Genomic DNA, 20069 nt, shown 5'->3' on the forward strand with positions numbered 1-20069 from the left:
ATGGAACGCGGGAAGAAGCCCGCAGCGATATTTTTGATTACATCGAAATGTTTTATAACAGTAAGCGTCGGCATGGTTCGAGTGATCAGATGCCACCGACGGAATATGAAAATCAATATTATCGACGACTCAGAAGTGTCTAGATTATCCGTGGCGATTCAAGCTTTCTTTTTATTCTATAGTAAAGAGTTTAAAGATTATGAGAAAGCATGTGAGGAATGCAGGGAGATGGTCGAAAAGTTCTATGACAGATAACTCTAAAGTTATATTGTGCGCTATGTAGGTTGCGTCGTTGCCGAAAACATTAAGTGTTATACGTAGCCTAAAGAGTATAAGGCTACGCACTTTTTTATGTTGGTTATATATTTTCAATAGAGGCTTTATATTTCCTTACTTTTTTTCCTGCTGTCAAATGTTGCAGTAATGAAAATAGCCATATTGTTCCAAGTGTTAAATAAATATACGCTAATGTTGATAAGGAGTTTTTAGCTTTGTTAATTGATTTTATTTCATCAGCAAGCCACCATTGATATGACTTACTCTCATCAAGGAATTTTGTGCAGGCTATCGCAAAGATTGATGTGCTATCGATAAGTTTTAAGGAATTTTTACAATCTTCTTTACTATGAATTGTTGGAGGACTGCTTTTAGTATATTTGTTTGTGATGAAAAATTTATCCTTCGAGATATAATAACTAAACTCTTTAAAATCGAATTTTGCATAGCCTTCAATAATGGGCTCTTGTACATACCATGCCACAGAGCCAAGAATAACCAGAGTTAATCCCATCATAAATGAACGGATTTTTCTTGGTAAAGACATAGGGAGTGTTACATCTCCCCATGAGCTCGTGAAATAAAAGTCCGATGATTTTAAAAATCCCTCATTTAAACCTTTCTGAATTAGTCTTGCATCTTCTATTTTTGTGATATTTATTCGGTTTATTATTTTGAAAAGCTGAACGTTAAACCATTTCTCATCGAGCGATTTCATCTTCCTGTCTGAGTAGCCAATATTCAGGTGGCGAAATAAAAATCGTAATAAGTTGGCTATTCCATAAGCCCGGCTCATTACAAAAAGAAAAACAACGATGTAAAGGATGTAAGTTAATATTTCTTTTTTTTCGACTAATGACTCTGGCATAACTCCCTCTCCAAATGATGTGTGGTTATCCATATAACGGCTTTCAATACCATACCTTTAATGTTTTAGGCATTCTTCGTTGTATGAACATGCCAGCAAACATTAACGAACTTGCCCGCGCTATCCGCAATATGGTGCGCACCGGCTTTGTGGTCGAAACCGATCTCAATGCCGGTCGCTGTCGTGTGCAGACCGGCGGCATTATTACCGACTGGCTCCAGTGGCTGACCCAGCGCGCCGGTCGTGCGCGTACATGGTGGGCTCCGTCCGTCGGTGAACAGGTGTTAATCCTGGCCGTCGGCGGCGAGCTCGATACCGCGTTTGTGCTGCCCGGAATTTTTTCCGATGAGAACCCTGCGCCATCTGCCTCGGCGGATGCCCTGCATATTGCTTTCCCTGATGGCGCGGTTATTGAGTATGAACCCGAGACCAGCGCCCTGACCGTCAGCGGTATTAAAACTGCCGACGTCACTGCATCCGAGTCCCTCACCGCCACCGCGCCGCTGGTAACGGTCAAAGCCTCAACGCGCATCACGCTCGATACGCCGGAGGTGGTTTGCACGAATAAGCTCATCACCGGGTCGCTGGAAGTGCAGAAAGGCGGCACGATGCGCGGCGACATCGAGCACAGCGGCGGTGCGCTGTCGTCTAACGGCAAAGTGCTGCATACCCACAAACACCCCGGCGACAGTGGCGGCACGACAGGAGCGCCACTATGACAGCCAGTTATACCGGTCTGCGCCGCAGCACCGGCGGGACAATCACGGACGCGGAACACATCAGCCAGAGTCTGAGCGATATCCTGCGAACGCCGGTCGGCTCGCGCATCATGCGCCGGGATTACGGCTCGCTGCTGTCTGCCATGATTGACCAGCCGCAGACCCCGGCGCTGGAGCTGCAAATCAGGGTCGCCTGTTATTTCGCGGTGCTGAAATGGGAGCCGCGCATCACCTTAAGCGCGGTGACCACGGAGCGTCAGTCTGATGGCCGCATGGTGGTCAGCCTGACCGGCGAGATTGCCAGCACCGGCGACGCCCTTTCGTTAATCATCCCTGTGAGCTAACACCATGCCGATTGTTGATTTAAGCCAGCTCCCCGCGCCGGATGTGGTTGAGGCGCTGGATTACGAGAGCATCCTCGCCGAGCGCAAGGCGACACTGGTTTCGCTGTTTCCGGCGGAGCAACAGGACGCGGTAGCCCGTACGCTGGCGCTGGAGTCCGAGCCGCTGACCAAATTTCTGGAGGAAAACGCCTACCGGGAGGTTATCTGGCGGCAGCGTGTCAACGAAGCCGCCCGCGCGGTGACGCTGGCAAGTGCTGAGGGGAGCGACCTTGATGTGATGGCCGCGAACAACAACACCGCGCGGCTGACCATCACCCCGGCAGACGATACCGCCATCCCGCCGGTGGCGGCGGTGATGGAATCCGACGCCGATTTGCGCCTGCGCGCCCAGCAGGCGTTTGAGGGGCTGAGCGTGGCCGGTCCGGTCGGTGCCTATGAATACCACGGACGCAGCGCCGACGGGCGTGTCGCGGATATTTCTGTCGAGAGCCCGACACCGGCCTGTGTGACCATCACCGTACTCGCCCGCGAGGGTGACGGCACTGCCACCGGTGACCTGCTGGCCGTGGTGGAAAAGGCGCTCAACGCGGAGGACGTGCGCCCGGTGGGCGACCGCGTGACGGTGCAGGCGGCGGAGATTGTGCCGTATGAGGTGGCCGCCACACTCTGGTTTTACCCTGGCCCCGAAGCGGAGCCCATTCGCGCCACGGCTGAGCAGAAACTGAAAGCCTATATCACCGCGCAGCACCGGCTTGGTCGTGACGTGCGCCGGTCAGCCATTTATGCCGCGCTGCATGTTGAAGGTGTGCAGCGCGTGGAGCTGAGCGCGCCGCCAGGCGACATCGTGCTCGGCAAACACCAGGCGTCTTACTGCACCGGGTACAGCATCACCGCCGGGGGGAACGATGAATAGTGACCGGCTGTTACCCGTCGGCTCGTCGCCGCTGGAGGTGGCCGCCGCAGCCGCAGCGGCTGAGATTGCCCGTGTTCCGGTGCCGCTGCGTACCCTGTGGAACCCGCAGACCTGCCCGGTGGCGCTATTGCCCTATCTGGCGTGGGCGCTGTCGGTCGACCGGTGGGGTGCCGACTGGCCGGAGGCCACGAAACGCCGGGTGATTGCGGCCTCGTTTTTCGTCCATCAGCACAAGGGCACCATCAGCGCCCTGCGCCGCGTGGTGGAGCCGCTCGGTTTTCTTATCGAAGTGCGCGAGTGGTGGGAGCTTAACGAGGAGCCGGGCACGTTTCGCCTGGTGGTGGGCGTACTCGACGGCGGCATCACCGACGAGATGTATCAGGAGCTGGAGCGGCTTATCAACGACGCCAAACCCGCCAGCCGCCACCTTACCGGGCTTGCCATCAGCCTGAGCACACCGGGCGAGTGTTACGTCGACGCGGGAAGCTATGCCGGAGACGAGCTGGTCGTTTACCCATATTTACCTGAGGACATCACCGGCGGCGGGGAATATTTCCCGGCCTCGGCCATTCATTTTATCGACAACGTGAGAGTAAGCGCATGACCGCGAAATTCTTTGCCATTCTGACCAACCAGGGCGCGGCACTGCTGGCAAACGCCACCGCGCTCGGGACTAAGCTAAACATCACGCAAATGGCCGTCGGCGATGGCAACGGCACGCTGCCGACGCCGGACGCCACGCAAACAAAGCTGGTTAACCAGAAACGCATTGCGCCGCTGAATATGCTGAGCGTTGACGCGAACAACTCCAGCCAGATTATTGCCGAGCAGGTTATCCCCGAAAACGAGGGCGGTTTCTGGATACGCGAAATCGGGTTATATGACGATAACGGCGTGTTAATTGCCGTGGCGAACTGCCCGGAAACCTACAAGCCGCAGTTACAGGAGGGGAGCGGACGCACGCAGACCATCCGCATGGTGCTGATTGTCTCCTCGACCGCTGCCGTCACGCTGAAAATCGACCCGTCGGTCGTGCTGGCAACGCGGCAGTATGTCGATAACGCAGTCATTGAAGTGAAAGCGTATGCCGACAATCTGCTGAAACAGCATATCGCCGACACCAACCCGCACAAGCAGTATGCGCCGGTTGCCAGCCCGGTTTTCACCGGCACACCGAAAGCGCCGACGGCAGCACAGACATCAAACGATACGCAACTCGCGAATACTGCATTTGTTCAGGCTGCCATTGCCGCACTGACTTCCGGGGAGCTGGCAAAAAAACAGCCGCTTGACAAAACACTGACTGATTTGTCGGGGAAGAGTACCGCTGCGATTCTCGACTACCTTGGTCTGGGAGATGGTTCAGCTCTGCCGGCTGGAACGCCAATTCCATGGCCCACATCTACAGCGCCAGCAGGCTGGATTAAATGCAATGGCGCAGCTTTTACCGCCGCACAATATCCGAAGCTCGCACTTGTATATCCGGGTCTTGTTTTACCGGATATGCGCGGGCAATTTATTCGCGGCTGGGATGACGGGAAAAATATTGATACAGGACGTACATTGCTCAGTACTCAAGCTGATGCTCTTCAAAATATAACGGGATCAGTGAATCTTTATGGCACATCATCAACCCAGGGTATCGCTCTAAACGCCTCCGGAGCATTTACTACTGGCCCACTCACTGAGTCAACTTTTTCTGCCTCGAACGTGAACGCCAATACTCGCTCAGGTGTTCTTAACTTTTCTGCTGCGAATGTTGCCAGAACAGCAACAGAAACCCGTCCCGTTAACATCGCATTTAACTACATCGTGAGGGCTGCGTAATGTCTACCGCTATTCTTGATGAAAAAAATATAGCAATTTCCGAAGGTAATATTACTGTATATAATTACAAGCCATCAACCGGTGAATATATTGGAAGCGAAAATGAGTACCTTTTAGTCGGGCTTGGAATTCCTGGGAACTCAACAATTCCCCCCCCTCCTGTTGAAGAAGAGGGGAAGGCAATTGTATGGAATGGAATGGGATTATATTGAGGATCATCGGGGAGAAACCGTTTATAATGCAAGCGGTAATGAAATTACCATAAATGAACTAGGTCCATACCCTGAAGGAACGACAACTACAAAACCATTAAAACCAGAAGCTGAACTTTTCAACGATGAATTATCTGCACTTGCTTTAGCATATAATTATGATGTTACCGTACTTTCTGAAAGTTTTTCGAAGGCAGCATTGATTGATGGAGTAAGTGAAGTAACAAAAAAAACGGCAATATACAACGAATACGTTTCACGCAAGTCAAAATATCAGGCAGACATTACAAACCTAAAAGCAAAATATGGAGTGTAAAATGACATCTTTTCTAACGCTTCGTTGTCCGATCTGCGTTTCTTCTGATATCATTATAGTTGATATTGTTATCGGAGGTACGACAGTTAAATATTATCGCTGTAATGAATGTGAATTTGAATGGAAAGTGCCAAAATCAACCACAACTCTTTCAGAAAGCCCTGAAGATTAAAATGCAATAATGGCGCTTATTATTGTTCTACACCAATTCTTAGCGCCAAAAACAAAACATACCAACGGATGTTAAATTTAAACAGGAAAAAGCAATGTATTACACCTTTTATTATCCATTTAATTCTGTCAGTTCATGATGTTAAGTCCATTACCTCACATCTTCGGAATTTAAGCGTCTGATTAATTTTGATGCAGGTCTTTCCAGAAAAACAAAACTAATTTTAGCAGCTACTACCATTATCAGCGTGAAGCACAAAAAAGATAAAACCCACAAAGTTAAGCCAACTTCGGGAATCGCTATTCTTGTTATAATCAATGAAGGCCAATGTATAAGGTATATGCAATATGAATATTTTCCGAGAGCCACCATTACTCTTGATTCAAAAAAAGATGATGCTTTTTTTGTCGTTATAACAGTTAATATAAGGTAGCAATAAAACAGACATATGACAGGATATCCAACTGTATATATTATTTTATTTTTGTAATGAACCGATCCAGCATAAATGAATGTTAAAATAAGCAAAGAAGAAATGGCAATAAAAATTAAAAATGTACTTTTTTTGTGTTTTATTATATTTTTATAAAATAGAGCAGCCAAAGATCCAACAGCCAGACCATCAAAGTGAAGAAAGGTTGTGTGATATATAACATTGTAATGGAAATAATCTGATAAAATAAATCTTGATACCACAAGAATGAGGTAGGATGTAACGAGCATAATCTTTGTGTTTTTTATGCTTAGCGCGCATATGATGAAAGGCCATATTAAGTAGAACTGCTGTTCTATAGCCAAAGACCATGCCGGACCCATGATTGCATCTGCTTTTGATAAATCCAATCCAGCCAAATATGAGAAGTTAGAAATATATAAAAAATAAATATAGAAATTTTCCCTGACATTATTCAGTTGTGATGAAAGTATTTCTGGTTTTCCAACTATCGATGCTAATAATACAGCAAAAAGAAAGGCAAGATAAACAGGTAGGATTCGTGATGCCCTGTTTATGTAAAATGTAGCAAAAGACCTTTTCTCATTCTTAATCCTTATAAGAATTGATGTTATAAGGAATCCTGAAAGTACAAAGAATAACTCTACGCCAGTCCATCCAAAAATAAACAGATCAGCAGGTATTGGATTTTTATGAATTGATGGACCAGCATAAAAATAATGGACAATAAGAACCAAAACAATAGCAAGTCCTCTTATACCGTCGAGTGATGGTATATGCTTGTAAGCTGGGTTATATGAATTCATTACGTTCTCAATGAAAAATAAGAAAAAGATAAAATGCCTTGATGAGAAAAATCTTAACATACCAATAAAAACAAAACACTACAATTGGCACACCGTCACAATACCGATAGTGAGCCGAATCTCGATGTGGCACCACAGGTTGTATAATTTTTTCTTGCTAACCTTTTCTTTCAAAAAGAAAACCAGTCTTTTACTGGTTCCAGCCAAACGAAGCGGTATTGATCTGTAGGTAAAAAAATAATTACTGTATATAAATACAGTATTGTCTGAGAGGTTCAAATCATGCCGCGCCGTTCAGATATCATCCCTGCGTTTTACAGTGCAATTAAAATTGAGCCTTCCGGGCGTCGAGTTGTCACGACAGGCGAGTTTGTACGCCAGCTCGCCGAGGTCAATTATCACTGGTCACTGGCACAGGCTAACGACTGGATAAGGTTGCATACGCATGCTTTCCGGGACATAACCCTTGGCCTAGGGGAAGACAAACTCTGGTTCATGTTTAATTCTAATGGGGGGATTTGAACATGGGATTTCCGTCACCGGCAACCGACTACATTGAAGACCGGATCTCGCTTGATAAGCAGTTTATTTCGCGCCCGCACGCGACCTATTTTTTGCGCGCCGGGAATACATACTGGCGCGCGGGCATCACGCAGGGAGCCTTGCTGATAGTTGATCGCTCCCGGACTACCTGTGATGGTTCTGTTGTGGTTTGCTGTATTTCTGGTGAATTCCACATCCGGCGCTTGCGGCTTTACCCGAACAAACATTATGAAAGGCTTGAGGATGGCCGGGCAGAAAGGATAGACACGCATTTTTCAGATGAAAATGATGGCATCTTTGGCGTGATAACCCATGCCGTTAACGATATGCGAACGCTTGAGTTTGACGACTGCCCGGTTATGTAATCTGTTTTTTTTAATGTGTCAGCACAGCCAGGGAGACTCCCCGCAACACGTAGCGCGGCGATGTATGGTATCAGGCATAATCTCTTTTTTTGCCAGATTTAAACCATGCATAAGCCTGTGTTTTTCGATGCGAATATTTTCGCCGCGCTACAGTGTTTGAGCCGCTTTGCTCAAATACCGTTAGCCATTCTTTTTCCGCAAAAGCGGTTTTTTCTGTTCCACAGTGCTTAAACAGTTGTTGTACCCCTGCCCCAACGCCAATAAATAGCCCCGCGCCCGCACAGCCTGGAAAATACACTCACCCCAACACCACGGAGTTAAACGGATGAGTGATTTTCATCATGGCGTGCAGGTCGTCGAAATTAACGACGGCACGCGCGTCATTTCCACCGTCTCGACCGCCATTGTCGGCATGGTATGCACCGCCAGCGATGCCGATGCCGCGACCTTTCCCCTTAACGAGCCGGTACTGATTACCAGCGTACAAAGCGCCATCGCAAAAGCCGGTAAAAAAGGCACGCTGGCGGCGTCCTTGCAAGCCATCGCTGACCAGGCAAAACCGGTGATTGTTGTTGTGCGTGTCGCGGAGGGCACCGGCGACGATGAAGAGGAGGCGCTCGCGCAGACGATTTCCAATATCATCGGCACCACGGACGAGAACGGCAAATACACCGGGCTCAAGGCACTGCTGACCGCCGAGGCCGTCACCGGCGTGAAACCGCGCATTCTTGGTGTGCCGGGTTTCGACACGCTTGAAGTGGCGACCGCACTTGCGCCGGTTTGCCAGAAGCTGTGCGCGTTCGGCTATGTCAGCGCGTGGGGCTGCAAAACGGTATCTGATGCCATCAAGTACCGCGACAATTTCAGTCAGCGCGAGCTGATGGTTATCTGGCCGGATTTTCTCGCCTGGGACACCGTGAAAAATGCGACCGCCACGGCATACGCCACCGCCCGCGCGCTCGATCTGCGCGCCTACATCGACCAGTCAGTCGGCTGGCATAAAACCCTGTCTAACGTCGGCGTCAATGGCGTCACCGGCATCAGCGCGTCGGTGTTCTGGGATTTGCAGGAGCCCGGCACCGATGCGGATTTGCTTAACGAGGCGGGCGTCACGACACTGATTCGCAAGGATGGCTTTCGTTTCTGGGGTAACCGCACCTGTTCGGATGACCCGCTCTTCCTGTTTGAGAACTACACCCGCACCGCGCAGGTGATTGCCGACACGATGGCCGCCGCGCACATGTGGGCGGTCGACAAACCCATCACCGCGACGCTTATCCGCGATATCGTCGACGGTATCAACGCCAAATTCCGCGAGCTCAAAACGAACGGTTACATCGTCGATGCGACCTGCTGGTTTAACGAAGAGGCCAACGACAAAGAGACCCTGAAAGCCGGAAAACTGTATATCGATTATGACTATACGCCGGTTCCCCCACTGGAAAACCTGACCTTACGCCAGCGAATCACCGATAAATATCTGGCGACGCTGGTTTCCTCGGTCAACAGCAAATAAGGAGCCTGATTAAATGGCCATGCCGCGCAAGCTCAAATACATGAATGTGTTCCTGAATAGCTACAGCTATCAGGGTATCGCCAAATCTATCACCCTGCCGAAGCTGACCCGCAAGCTGGAGAACTATCGCGGTGCGGGGATGAACGGCGTCGCGCCCATCGATATGGGGCTCGATGATGATGCCCTGTCGATGGAATGGTCGCTCGGCGGTTTCCCGGATTCCGCTATCTGGGAGCTGTACGGCGCAACCGGCGTCGATGCTGTGCCGATTCGTTTTGCGGGCTCCTACCAGCGCGACGACACCGGCGAAACGGTGGCTGTTGAAGTGGTCATGCGTGGCCGTCAGAAAGAGATCGACACCGGCGAAGGTAAACAGGGCGAGGACACCGAGTCAAAAATCTCGGTTATCTGCACGTACTTCAAACTGACGATGGACGGCAAAGAGCTGGTTGAGATCGACACGCTCAACATGATTGAGAAAGTGAACGGTACTGACCGCCTCGAACAGCACCGCCGCAATATCGGCCTGTAATTTTTCACCCGGTCAGCGAGGCTGGCCGGTTAACCCCATTCCCGATTAAGACGAGAACACCATGAAAAACGAAAATGTGATCACCCTGGAAAACCCCATCAAACGCGGCGAGCAGGTCATCGACCAGATTACGCTGATGAAACCCAACGCCGGTACGCTGCGCGGCGTCAGCCTGGCCTCGGTGGCAAACTCCGACGTCGACGCCCTGATTAAAGTGCTGCCCCGCGTGACTGCGCCATCACTCACCGAGCAGGAGGTCGCCGCGCTGGAGCTGCCTGACCTTGTTGCGCTGGCCGGTAAGGTGATTGGTTTTTTGTCGCCGAATTCGGCGCAGTAACCTTCCCGCCAAATCTTTCAGTCGATGACCTGATGGCGGATATCGCGGTGATTTTTCACTGGCCGCCATCGGAGTTATTTCCCCTGAGCCTGACCGAGCTCGTTACATGGCGCGAAAAAGCGCTCCAGCGAAGCGGAAACACCAATGAGTGATGTGAAATTACAGGTATTGCTCAGGGCTGTTGACCAGGCGACACGCCCGTTAAAGTCCATCGAAAAGGCCAGCAAAACGCTGGCCGGCGATATCCGGGCGACGCAAACCACATTACGTGAACTCAACAGCCAGGCATCCAGAATCGAGGGTTTTCGCAAGACCAGCGCACAGCTCGCCGTGACCAGCCAGTCGCTGGCGAAAGCAAAACAGGAAGCCGCCGCGCTGGCCGTGGCGTTTAAACAGACCGAGAACCCGACCCGCGCACAGGCCGCCGCAATGGAAGCCGCGCGCAAAAATGCCGCCGCGCTCCAGATTAAACATAACAGCCTGCGTGAAGCGGTACAGCGTACACGGCAGGAACTCAGCCAGGCGGGCATCAACACGCGCACGCTGGCCGCTGATGAGCGCCGCCTGAAAACCAGTATTGGTGAAACCACCTCGCAACTTAACCGGCAGCGTGAGGCGCTGGCTCGCGTCAGTGCACAACAGGCCAAACTGAGCGCGATCAAACAGCGTTATCAGGCGGGAAAAGAGCTCGCTGGTACATCGGCGGCGGTCGGCGCTGCTGGTGTCGGGATTGCCACAACCGCCACGCTGGCCGGTACGGCGCTGTTAAAGCCGGGGTACGATTTTGCGCAGAAAAACTCCGAGCTTCAGGCGGTTCTCGGTGTTGCCAAAGACTCGGCAGAAATGACCGCCCTGCGCAAACAGGCGCGCCAGCTCGGCGATAATACTGCCGCCTCGGCTGACGATGCTGCCGGTGCGCAAATCATCATTGCCAAAGGCGGTGGCGATGTGGCCGCCATTCAGGCGACAACGCCGGTCACGCTGAACATGGCGCTGGCAAACAAGCGCACGATGGAGGAAAACGCCGGTTTGCTGATGGGGATGAAATCGGCTTTTCAGCTTTCAAACGATAAGGTCGCGCACATCGGCGATGTTCTCTCGATGACGATGAACAAGACCGCCGCCGACTTTGACGGCCTGAGCGATGCGCTGACCTATGCGGCACCGGTGGCAAAAAATGCCGGGGTGAGTATTGAGCAAACGGCGGCGATGATTGGTGCGCTGCATGACGCCAAAATTACCGGCTCGATGGCCGGGACGGGGAGCCGCGCGGTGCTTAGCCGTTTACAGGCTCCGACCGGCCAGGCGGCTACTGCCATCAAAGAGCTTGGTGTCAAGACCGCCGACAGCAAGGGAAACACGCGCCCGATATTCACCATCCTGAAAGAGATTCAGGCCAGCTTTGAGAAAAATAAACTCGGCACCGGGCAACGTGCCGAATACATGAAAACCATTTTCGGCGAGGAGGCGAGCTCAGCGGCACAGGTGCTGATGACTGCCGCATCGACCGGCAAGTTAGACCAGCTTACCGCCGCGTTTAAGGCGTCCGATGGCAAGACCGAAGAACTGGTTAAAGTCATGCAGGACAACCTCGGCGGCGACTTCAAAGAGTTTCAGTCGGCTTATGAAGCCGTCGGTACTGACCTTTTTGACCAGCAGGATTCCTCCCTTCGCAAACTGGTGCAGACCGCGACCGGGTATGTGCTTAAGCTCGACGGCTGGATACAGAAAAACAAAGGGCTGGCGCAGACGCTCACCACCATTGCGGCGGTGGCCGTCGGGATTATCGGGGTTGTTGGCGCAATCGGTCTGGTGGCGTTCCCGGTTATCAGCGGTATCAACGCCATCATTGCGATTGCCGGGGTGCTTGGCACCGTCTTCAGCGTCGTGGGTGGCGCGATCATGACGGTACTTGGTGCGCTCACCTGGCCGATTGTCGCGATTGGCGTTGCCATTGTCGCCGGGGCATTGCTGATTCGCAAATACTGGGAGCCCATTTCGGCATTTTTTGAAGGGGTGATCGAAGGGCTTAAGGCGGCGTTTGTGCCGGTCGGGGAACTGTTCTCACCGCTGAAACCGATGTTTGACTGGCTGGGGGAAAAACTCAAAGCCGCGTGGGACTGGTTTACCAACCTGCTTGAGCCGGTGAAATCGTCTCAGGAGCAACTCAACGCCTGTAAGGATGCCGGGATGCGATTCGGCCAGGGGCTGGCTGATGCGCTGATGCTGCCGCTTAAAGCGTTCAACAAGCTGCGCGCGGGGATCGAGTGGGTACTGGAAAAGCTCGGCGTCATTAACAAGGAATCGGGCGACCTCGATAAAACGGCGGAAAAAGCCGGTGCCGCCAAAGCCAGTGCCGCGCAAAATCCGTCAATCAGTAATGGCGGGTATATCCCTGCAACCAGCACTTACGGCGGTTATCTGGGGTATCAGCCTGTTACCGCACCCGGCGCGGGGAAAGCCTACACCGACAACCGACAGAGCCATTACAACATCACACTGAATAACGGTGGTGCGCCGGGCGGTGACCTCGGGCGTCAGTTGCAGGATGCCGTTGAAAAAGCCGACCGGGACAAGCGCGCCCGCGAACGCGCCAGTATGCGAACCGACGGATAAGGAAACACTGAAATGATGCTTGCACTTGGTTTTTTCGTTTTTATGCGTCAGACGCTGCCGTTTCAGAATATGCAGCGCGACGCGGAATACCGCTGGCCGTCAAACAACCGTGTCGGCAAACGTGATGCCTTTCAGTTTCTCGGCGTCGGTGAGGAGAAAATCACGCTCAGCGGCGAGCTGTTCCCGGAGCTCACCGGCGGACATCTGACGCTGACCTCGCTGCGCCTGATGGCGGAGGAGGGGCGCGCCTGGCCGTTGCTGGCAGGGACTGGCCTGATTTACGGGATGTACGTTATCAACAGCATCAGCGAGACCGGCACCGAGTTTTTCGCGGACGGCTCGCCCCGGAAAATCTCGTTCACCATGACACTGACCCGCGTCGACGAGTCGCTCGCGGCGGTGTATGGCGACCTGAATAAACAGGCCGACAGCCTGGTCGGTAAGGCAAAAGAAGCCGCAACTAAATTAACGTCAAGCCTGGGGTTCTGATGTCAGAAATACTGTATAGCGAAGCGGGGAGCTCGCTCACCCCCGCGTTTATGCTGAAAATTGACAGCAAAGATATTACCGGCAATATCAGCGACCGCCTGATTAGCCTGACCATGACCGATAACCGGGGGTTTGAAGCCGACCAGCTCGATATCGAGCTCAACGACGCCGACGGGCGTGTCGTCCTGCCGGTGCGCGGGGCGGTGCTGACGCTGTTTCTGGGGTGGAAAGGTTCGGCGCTTATCGGCAAGGGCAGTTTCACCGTGGATGAGGTTGAACACCGGGGCGCGCCGGATACGGTGACCATCCGCGCCCGGAGCGCTGATTTTCGTGGCTCACTGAATTCCCGACGCGAGGAATCATGGCACGACAAAACGCTGGGTATGATTGTCGAGACCATCGCGACACGCAACAAACTGACGGCGGCCGTTGCGCCGGAGCTCGCAAAAATCGTTATTCCGCATATCGACCAGTCACAGGAGTCCGACGCTAAATTCCTGACCCGACTTGCCGACCGGAACGGAGGCGAGGTGTCTGTCAAAGCGGGGAAACTGCTGTTCCTCAAACCGGGCAATGCGGTCAGTGCCAGCGGTAAACCTATCCCACAGGTGACCATTATCCGCAGCGACGGCGACCGGCACCAGTTTGCGATTGCTGACCGGGGCGCTTATACCGGCGTAACGGCGCAATGGCTGCATACCAAAGAACCGAAGCCAAAAAAAGTGAAAGTGAAGCGCAAGCCGAAAGAGCAGCACCTGCGCGCCCTGCAACACCCGAAAGCCAAAGCGAAAAAGAAAGAGGCCAAAGTCCCGGAGGCGCGCGAGGGTGAATACATGGCCGGTGAGGCTGATAACGTATTCGCACTAACCACGGTTTATTCAACAAAAGCCCAGGCGATGCGGGCAGCAAAAGCAAAGTGGGACAAGTTACAGCGCGGCGTGGCAGAGTTCTCGATAAGTCTTGCTGTTGGTCGCGCTGATCTGTACCCGGAAACGCCAGTTAAAGTATCGGGCTTTAAAAGCATCATAGATGAGCAAGCGTGGATCGTTACCAAAGTAACTCACGCTCTAAGCAACAACGGCTATACGACGGCCTTAGAACTGGAGGTGAAACTATCCGACGTCGAGTATGAGGCTGATGATAACGACAATGATGCAGACGACAGCGAAGATTAAAAAATAACCCGCTTTACGCGGGTTGTTTATTCTCTGTCCAGTTTATTTGGCTGGTTTAAATAACCGGGTTTTGGACAGCAACAAAGCTTTTGCGGGCTCGTCCATCAGCTTACCCATTTCACTACAACTTGCCGCCGGGTTCTCAAATGTGTAACCCGTCGCTTTAAACTGATTAACGATATTGATCTCAGTGATATTTTTTAAGAAAGACGCGGGAACATCTTTTGTCCATATAGGGGAACATATACCTGATGTGGCTAAGGCTTCGTATGCTTCGGAAGGGATACTTTTCTCTGGCAGGATGATTGTTAAGGCTTTCTCTGTCTGCGTGATGGCTGTTGGCTGCCAGGGTTTCAGGCTTTTTTGCAATAGCCTAACCGTATTGTCAGGCGTTCTTGCCATTACTGCAGAAGGTATTAGCAACAATGAACATAGCATACAATGTTTCAAAACAGACATAGAACATCCTTTTTCGGTTAATCAGAAAACATAGATTACGATTTGTGAATAATGGGGTATGATGCGTTCACGTTTCGTGAATGGAGGTGAGTCATGTTCCATTGTCCACAGTGTAAGCACGCTGCGCATGCTCGTACTAGCCGCTATCTTAGTGAGAACACAAAAGAACGCTACCATCAGTGCACCAATATCAATTGCAGTTGCACCTTTGTGACGATGGAGTCGATAGAGCGCTATATTGTGACGCCAGGTAAAATTGACCCTGCACCACCGCACCCAAATCAGACCGGACAGCGCCAATTATGGTTTTAAACTTACCCGCCTTGAGCGGGTTTTTTATGGGCTTTTCTGCAATCGGAAAAAATTCTGCTGCCATTTTGCTGCCAATTGAGAATCAGACAATAAAAAAACCACCGTGAAAGGTGGCTTAATTATATGATTTTAAAGCTAAAATTTGGTGGCCCCTGTTGGGTTTGAACCAACGACCAAGCGATTATGAGTCGCCTGCTCTAACCACTGAGCTAAGGGGCCGTGGCGGGGAATTATAAAGTAACTTACCCCTGCAATCCAGCATGAATCACCTGGCTGATGTTTTTATAAACAACGCATTTTCAATCTCTTATACTGGAGTTTATCGCTTTTATTCGGGAGTTAAGCATGATCCACGATATTCTGGCGCCGGGGCTGCGGGTGGTATTTTGCGGCATCAATCCGGGTAAATCATCTGCCCATACCGGTTTCCACTTTGCCCATCCGGGTAATCGTTTCTGGAAAGTTATCCACCAGGCCGGTTTTACCGATCAGCAACTGCGCCCGGAAGATGAGCGGCATCTGCTGGATACCCGCTGTGGCATTACCATGCTGGTTGAGCGTCCAACGGTACAGGCCACCGAAGTCGGCTTGCATGAGCTGCGTAGCGGAGGCAGGGAACTGGTCAGGAAAATTGAGGATTATCAGCCAGCTGCGCTGGCAGTTTTAGGAAAGCAAGCCTTTGAGCAGGCGTTTAGCGTACGCGGTGCGAGCTGGGGCAAGCAAAATATGACGATTGGCGTGACGCAGGTTTGGGTGCTGCCGAACCCCAGCGGGCTTAATCGCGCAACGCTGGATAAGCTGGTGGAAGCGTATCGTGAACTGGATGAGGCACTGGTGACGCGCGGCCTGTAATGGCAAATTGCGGGCAAAAAAAAGCTCCCGAGTGGGAGCTTTTTAATGCATAACGAATTAATCGTCGAGGAAGCTACGCAGCACTTCAGAACGACTCGGATGACGCAGTTTACGCAGCGCCTTCGCTTCGATCTGACGGATACGCTCGCGGGTTACGTCAAACTGTTTACCTACTTCTTCCAGCGTGTGATCGGTGTTCATATCGATACCGAAACGCATACGCAGGACTTTCGCTTCACGAGCGGTCAGGCCTGCCAGAACGTCGTGTGTTGCGGCGCGCAAACTTTCAGTGGTAGCAGAGTCCAGCGGCAACTCGAGGGTGGTATCCTCGATAAAATCACCCAGATGCGAATCTTCATCATCACCGATCGGTGTTTCCATGGAGATCGGCTCTTTGGCGATTTTCAACACCTTACGGATCTTATCTTCCGGCATCAGCATACGCTCAGCCAGCTCTTCCGGCGTCGGTTCACGGCCCATTTCCTGCAGCATCTGGCGAGAGATACGGTTGAGCTTGTTGATCGTCTCAATCATATGCACCGGAATACGGATGGTGCGCGCCTGATCCGCGATGGAACGGGTGATCGCCTGACGGATCCACCAGGTTGCATAGGTGGAGAATTTGTAACCACGGCGGTATTCGAACTTATCAACCGCTTTCATCAGACCAATGTTGCCTTCCTGAATCAGATCGAGGAACTGCAGACCGCGGTTGGTGTATTTCTTGGCGATAGAAATAACCAGACGCAAGTTCGCTTCCACCATCTCTTTCTTCGCACGACGCGCTTTCGCTTCGCCGATAGACATACGACGGTTGATGTCTTTTACCTGCTCAATGGTCAGGCCGGTTTCTTCTTCAATCTGTTGCAGCTTCATCAGGCCGCGTTGAACTTCTTCTGCCACTTCATGCAGTTTTTCCGACCACGGTTTATTCATGGCCAGCGCAGCGTTGAACCAGGTTTCGTTGGTTTCGTTGCCGGTAAACAGCGTAATGAAGTTTTTCTTCGGCATTTTGCACTGTTCAACGCACAGTTTCATGATGATGCGTTCCTGGGTACGTACGCGATCCATCATGACGCGCATGCTGTTAACCAGGTAATCGAACTGTTTTGGCACCAGACGGAACTGTTTGAACACTTCAGACAGCTTCAGGATCTCTTCCTGCGCGGCAACGTGACTGCGTCCTTTGGCTTTGATGGTGTCGCGAGTCAGTTCGTACTGGGTACGTAGCTCAGCGAATTTTTCACGCGCCAGTTCAGGATCGATGCTGTTGTCATCATCGCTGTCGTCGTCTTCTTCATCTTCTTCGTTTTCGTCATCATCCATCTCTTCGCTGGAGAGTTCAGAACCGACGTGGGTCGCGGTTGGCGCCAGGTCTTCTTCAGCGTTTGGATCGACAAAGCCGGTGATCAGATCAGAGAGGCGAGCCTGCTCAGCTTCAACGCGATCATACTGCTCCAGCAGATAGGTGATCGCTTCCGGGTATTCGGCAACAGAGCACTGAACCTGGTTGATGCCATCTTCGATGCGTTTAGCGATGTCGATTTCGCCTTCGCGGGTCAGCAGCTCAACGGTGCCCATTTCGCGCATGTACATGCGCACCGGGTCAGTGGTTCGCCCGATTTCAGATTCAACGCTGGAAAGCACTTGTGCGGCGGCTTCTTCCGCATCTTCGTCAGTGTTGTTGGAGTTTTCGGCCAGCAACAGATCATCGGCGTCCGGTGCTTCTTCCATCACCTGGATGCCCATGTCGTTGATCATTTGGATGATGTCTTCGATCTGATCGGAGTCGACGATATCTTCCGGCAGATGGTCATTGACCTCGGCATAGGTCAGATAGCCTTGCTCCTTACCACGGGTGACAAGAAGCTTCAGCTGTGACTGCGGGTTTTGCTCCATAAGACGGTATCCACACTTAATTCATGAGGGTTGGTGTCGGTCGGCGAAATAAACCGCCAACATTTAACGCGAGGGTGTATTTATATTTTTGCCGCTGGCCCTCGTCGCGGCTGTCGGGATCTTCCCGATCGGTTATCGGCACTTAAGCCGTTGAATTCACTTTTTTGCCAGTTCCTGGTTCAATTGCCAGAGTTCCCGGCGTTCTTCGCTGCTTAAACCATGTGTGCGGTCACGAGCTATCAACTCTTCTTGCCGCCGTTCAAGCATCGAATCAAACATATGATTGAGCGCGTCGGTGAACGTTTTTTCAGCGATGTCTTTATCTGCTATATCGTCCCACATCGACAGTTTTTCAAGGGTTGCGGCCTCTTTTGTGCCGCGATAGTGCTCAAGCAATTGACCTGTAGTCAGGCCTGGCTGTGACAAACAAGTGTTGACCAGTTCTGTAAATAAGCCAAGCCCGGCAAGCCTTGATTGATCCAAACCCTCTAACGGCGGAACCTTTGGAGCCAATTCCGGGTTCTGGATCAATAACCCTATCAGTATACGCATGGTTGTGCGTTTTAGCTGAGGAGCGGGGCGTGTCGTTGCGCTTTCCACTTGTTTTGGCATTAATCGATCAAGTTGCGCATCGTCGAAAATGCCAATTTTATTCCCCAACAGCTGGCGCAACTGGATGCGTAGCGTTTCACCCGGCACCTGGTTGATTAACGGCAGCGCTAATGCGGCAAGCTGCGTTGTACCGTCCGGCGTGGTTAAATCCGCTTGCGGCAACAGGCTGTTAAACAGAAACGTGGAGAGCGGTAGTGCCTGCTCCATCCGCGCTTCGAATGCCTCTTTGCCCTCTTTACGCACCAGCGTGTCCGGATCTTCACCATCCGGTAAAAACATAAAACGCAGCTGACGGCCATCGCTCATATAAGGCAGCGCGGTTTCCAGCGCCCGCCATGCGGCATCACGGCCAGCACGGTCGCCGTCGTAACAACAGATAACATTTTTAGTTACGCGAAAAAGTAACTGAATATGATCCGCCGTTGTTGACGTTCCGAGCGAAGCCACCGCGTAGTTGATGCCGTATTGCGCCAGCGCCACCACGTCCATATAACCTTCAACGACCAACAGTCGCTGGGGCTCGTCATTGTCCTGCTGCGCTTCATAAAGGCCATACAGCTGGCGGCCCTTATGGAAAATATCTGTTTCCGGGGAGTTCAGGTATTTAGGCGTATCGTTACCCAGAACGCGCCCACCAAAACCAATCACCCGGCCACGTTTGTCACGAATGGGAAACATGACCCGTTCGCGGAAACGATCGTAACTGCGTCCCTGATCGTTTGTGACCAGCATACCCGCATCTATCAGTGATTTACGGTTTTCGCTGTTGCCGCCAAAACGTTTTAATACGTTGTCCCAGCCGGGAGGTGCGTAACCAATGGCGAACCGCTCAATGATTTCGCTGCTCAAACCGCGTCTGGACAGATACTGGCGTGCAGGCTCTGCGGCAGGTTGTGTCAACGATTGCTGATAAAACGCGTTTAGCCCATCCATTAATTGATAGAGCGTTTGCCGTTGATGGCGCTCTATCAGGCTGGGTCCACTGCCTGCTTCAAATGGCACTTCAAGGTTGTGCATTGCCGCCAGTTCTTCGACGCTTTCCACGAACTCGAGCTTGTCGTAGTTCATCAGGAAGTCGAGGGCGTTACCATGCGCGCCACAGCCAAAACAGTGGTAAAACTGTTTTTCACCGTTCACGGTGAAAGAGGGGGTTTTCTCGTTATGGAATGGACAACACGCGTGATAATTTTTGCCCTGCTTTTTCAGCTTTACACGCGCGTCGATGAGATCGACGATGTCGGTGCGCGCCAGCAGGTCATTAATAAAGACACGTGGGATTCGTCCAGCCATAAGCCCCGTTTTGATCTTTTATAGCCGTTGTTTTCCAGGCCAACATAATGCGACCGAAATCCGCAGGTTATATCAGGTTATAAACGAAAATAAGCCGCGCATTCCTTTCGGAAGCACGGCCTTACAACTACAACTCGGTCTAAACTAAAGGGCGCTTGCCCTGAC

General features: G+C 51.8%; 24 protein-coding genes and 1 tRNA gene. 18 read left to right on the top strand and 7 right to left on the bottom strand.

Going from position 1 to position 20069, the window contains the following annotated elements:
- A partial coding sequence (locus BN2591_RS18605) for an IS3 family transposase (protein WP_143468252.1) occupies positions 1–143 on the top strand: 143 nt, incomplete at its 5' end.
- Between the two features lie 215 nt (positions 144–358).
- On the opposite strand, the gene BN2591_RS18610 is transcribed toward BN2591_RS18605, so the two are convergent.
- Positions 359–1177 (bottom strand): hypothetical protein, encoded by an 819-nt coding sequence (locus BN2591_RS18610; protein ID WP_086873352.1) that lies wholly within the window; start codon positions 1175–1177, stop codon positions 359–361.
- A gap of 50 nt (positions 1178–1227) precedes the next feature.
- Between BN2591_RS18610 and BN2591_RS18615 the strand changes: the two genes are divergently transcribed.
- From BN2591_RS18615 to BN2591_RS18640, 7 genes are read left to right on the top strand one after another with little or no spacing between them, the layout of a single operon-like run.
- The gene (locus BN2591_RS18615; RefSeq protein ID WP_086873353.1) at positions 1228–1863 is read left to right on the top strand and encodes a phage baseplate assembly protein V; all 636 of its coding nucleotides are present in this window, start codon (positions 1228–1230) and stop codon (positions 1861–1863) included.
- The gene (locus tag BN2591_RS18620) at positions 1860–2207 is read left to right on the top strand and encodes a GPW/gp25 family protein (RefSeq protein ID WP_086873354.1); all 348 of its coding nucleotides are present in this window, start codon (positions 1860–1862) and stop codon (positions 2205–2207) included. Before BN2591_RS18615 ends, BN2591_RS18620 begins: the two co-directional genes overlap by 4 nt.
- 4 nt (positions 2208–2211) lie before the next feature.
- Positions 2212–3120, top strand: coding sequence for a baseplate assembly protein (locus BN2591_RS18625; RefSeq protein WP_020455322.1), 909 nt, complete (start codon positions 2212–2214; stop codon positions 3118–3120).
- Entirely contained in the window at positions 3113–3724 is a 612-nt protein-coding gene (locus BN2591_RS18630; protein ID WP_086873355.1) for a phage tail protein I, read from the top strand. Before BN2591_RS18625 ends, BN2591_RS18630 begins: the two co-directional genes overlap by 8 nt.
- Positions 3721–4947 (top strand): phage tail protein, encoded by a 1227-nt coding sequence (locus BN2591_RS18635; protein ID WP_086873356.1) that lies wholly within the window; start codon positions 3721–3723, stop codon positions 4945–4947. Before BN2591_RS18630 ends, BN2591_RS18635 begins: the two co-directional genes overlap by 4 nt.
- Positions 4947–5159 (top strand): phage tail protein, encoded by a 213-nt coding sequence (locus BN2591_RS24370; RefSeq protein WP_143468266.1) that lies wholly within the window; start codon positions 4947–4949, stop codon positions 5157–5159. The genes BN2591_RS18635 and BN2591_RS24370 overlap by 1 nt, the downstream gene beginning before the upstream one ends.
- Entirely contained in the window at positions 5140–5475 is a 336-nt protein-coding gene (locus BN2591_RS18640; protein WP_086873357.1) for a hypothetical protein, read from the top strand. Before BN2591_RS24370 ends, BN2591_RS18640 begins: the two co-directional genes overlap by 20 nt.
- 322 nt (positions 5476–5797) lie before the next feature.
- Here the strand turns inward: BN2591_RS18640 and BN2591_RS18645 are convergent, their stop codons facing one another.
- Entirely contained in the window at positions 5798–6907 is a 1110-nt protein-coding gene (locus BN2591_RS18645; RefSeq protein WP_159457501.1) for an acyltransferase family protein, read from the bottom strand.
- A 524-nt stretch (positions 6908–7431) separates the two neighbouring features.
- Between BN2591_RS18645 and BN2591_RS18655 the strand changes: the two genes are divergently transcribed.
- The gene (locus BN2591_RS18655) at positions 7432–7815 is read left to right on the top strand and encodes a HumD family translesion DNA polymerase (RefSeq protein ID WP_086873360.1); all 384 of its coding nucleotides are present in this window, start codon (positions 7432–7434) and stop codon (positions 7813–7815) included.
- A gap of 70 nt (positions 7816–7885) precedes the next feature.
- Here BN2591_RS18655 and BN2591_RS24375 read toward each other — a convergent pair whose 3' ends face one another.
- Positions 7886–8113: a hypothetical protein gene (locus tag BN2591_RS24375; RefSeq protein ID WP_143468267.1), complete on the bottom strand. Its 228-nt coding sequence runs from the start codon at positions 8111–8113 to the stop codon at positions 7886–7888.
- 27 nt (positions 8114–8140) lie between these two features.
- Between BN2591_RS24375 and BN2591_RS18660 the strand changes: the two genes are divergently transcribed.
- From BN2591_RS18660 to BN2591_RS18690, 7 genes are all read left to right on the top strand, one after another.
- Positions 8141–9331, top strand: a complete 1191-nt coding sequence (locus tag BN2591_RS18660) for a phage tail sheath protein (RefSeq protein WP_086873361.1) — start codon at positions 8141–8143, stop codon at positions 9329–9331.
- A gap of 13 nt (positions 9332–9344) precedes the next feature.
- Positions 9345–9863 (top strand): phage major tail tube protein, encoded by a 519-nt coding sequence (locus tag BN2591_RS18665; RefSeq protein WP_086873362.1) that lies wholly within the window; start codon positions 9345–9347, stop codon positions 9861–9863.
- 61 nt (positions 9864–9924) lie between these two features.
- Positions 9925–10200: a phage tail assembly protein gene (locus BN2591_RS18670; protein WP_086873363.1), complete on the top strand. Its 276-nt coding sequence runs from the start codon at positions 9925–9927 to the stop codon at positions 10198–10200.
- Positions 10201–10232: 32 nt separating this feature from the next.
- A complete protein-coding gene (locus BN2591_RS18675) occupies positions 10233–10352 on the top strand; it encodes a GpE family phage tail protein (protein ID WP_020455315.1) in 120 nt (39 codons plus the stop codon).
- Complete coding sequence (locus BN2591_RS18680) at positions 10345–12816, top strand: phage tail tape measure protein (protein WP_086873364.1); 2472 nt, start codon at positions 10345–10347, stop codon at positions 12814–12816. The genes BN2591_RS18675 and BN2591_RS18680 overlap by 8 nt, the downstream gene beginning before the upstream one ends.
- Before the next feature lie 12 nt (positions 12817–12828).
- Positions 12829–13305 (top strand): phage tail protein, encoded by a 477-nt coding sequence (locus BN2591_RS18685; RefSeq protein WP_086873365.1) that lies wholly within the window; start codon positions 12829–12831, stop codon positions 13303–13305.
- A complete protein-coding gene (locus BN2591_RS18690; protein ID WP_086873366.1) occupies positions 13305–14480 on the top strand; it encodes a phage late control D family protein in 1176 nt (391 codons plus the stop codon). The genes BN2591_RS18685 and BN2591_RS18690 overlap by 1 nt, the downstream gene beginning before the upstream one ends.
- Before the next feature lie 42 nt (positions 14481–14522).
- Here BN2591_RS18690 and BN2591_RS18695 read toward each other — a convergent pair whose 3' ends face one another.
- Entirely contained in the window at positions 14523–14939 is a 417-nt protein-coding gene (locus tag BN2591_RS18695; protein ID WP_244173032.1) for a hypothetical protein, read from the bottom strand.
- A gap of 93 nt (positions 14940–15032) precedes the next feature.
- Here BN2591_RS18695 and BN2591_RS18700 point away from each other — a divergent pair, with 93 nt between their 5' ends.
- A complete protein-coding gene (locus BN2591_RS18700; protein WP_020455311.1) occupies positions 15033–15251 on the top strand; it encodes a DNA-binding transcriptional regulator in 219 nt (72 codons plus the stop codon).
- A gap of 143 nt (positions 15252–15394) precedes the next feature.
- Here BN2591_RS18700 and BN2591_RS18705 read toward each other — a convergent pair.
- Positions 15395–15470, bottom strand: a tRNA-Ile gene (locus tag BN2591_RS18705).
- 126 nt (positions 15471–15596) lie between these two features.
- Here BN2591_RS18705 and mug point away from each other — a divergent pair.
- On the top strand, positions 15597–16103 hold the full coding sequence (gene mug / locus BN2591_RS18710) for a G/U mismatch-specific DNA glycosylase (protein ID WP_086873367.1): 507 nt from the start codon (positions 15597–15599) through the stop codon (positions 16101–16103).
- A 57-nt stretch (positions 16104–16160) separates the two neighbouring features.
- On the opposite strand, the gene rpoD is transcribed toward mug, so the two are convergent.
- Together rpoD and dnaG are read right to left on the bottom strand one after the other, a co-directional pair.
- Entirely contained in the window at positions 16161–18002 is a 1842-nt protein-coding gene (gene rpoD, locus BN2591_RS18715) for an RNA polymerase sigma factor RpoD (RefSeq protein WP_086873368.1), read from the bottom strand.
- A 156-nt stretch (positions 18003–18158) separates the two neighbouring features.
- The gene (dnaG, locus tag BN2591_RS18720) at positions 18159–19904 is read right to left on the bottom strand and encodes a DNA primase (protein WP_017457432.1); all 1746 of its coding nucleotides are present in this window, start codon (positions 19902–19904) and stop codon (positions 18159–18161) included.
- Between the last annotated feature and the right edge of the window lie 165 nt (positions 19905–20069).

The organism is Kosakonia pseudosacchari, assembly GCF_900184035.1.
Classification (GTDB): domain Bacteria; phylum Pseudomonadota; class Gammaproteobacteria; order Enterobacterales; family Enterobacteriaceae; genus Kosakonia; species Kosakonia pseudosacchari.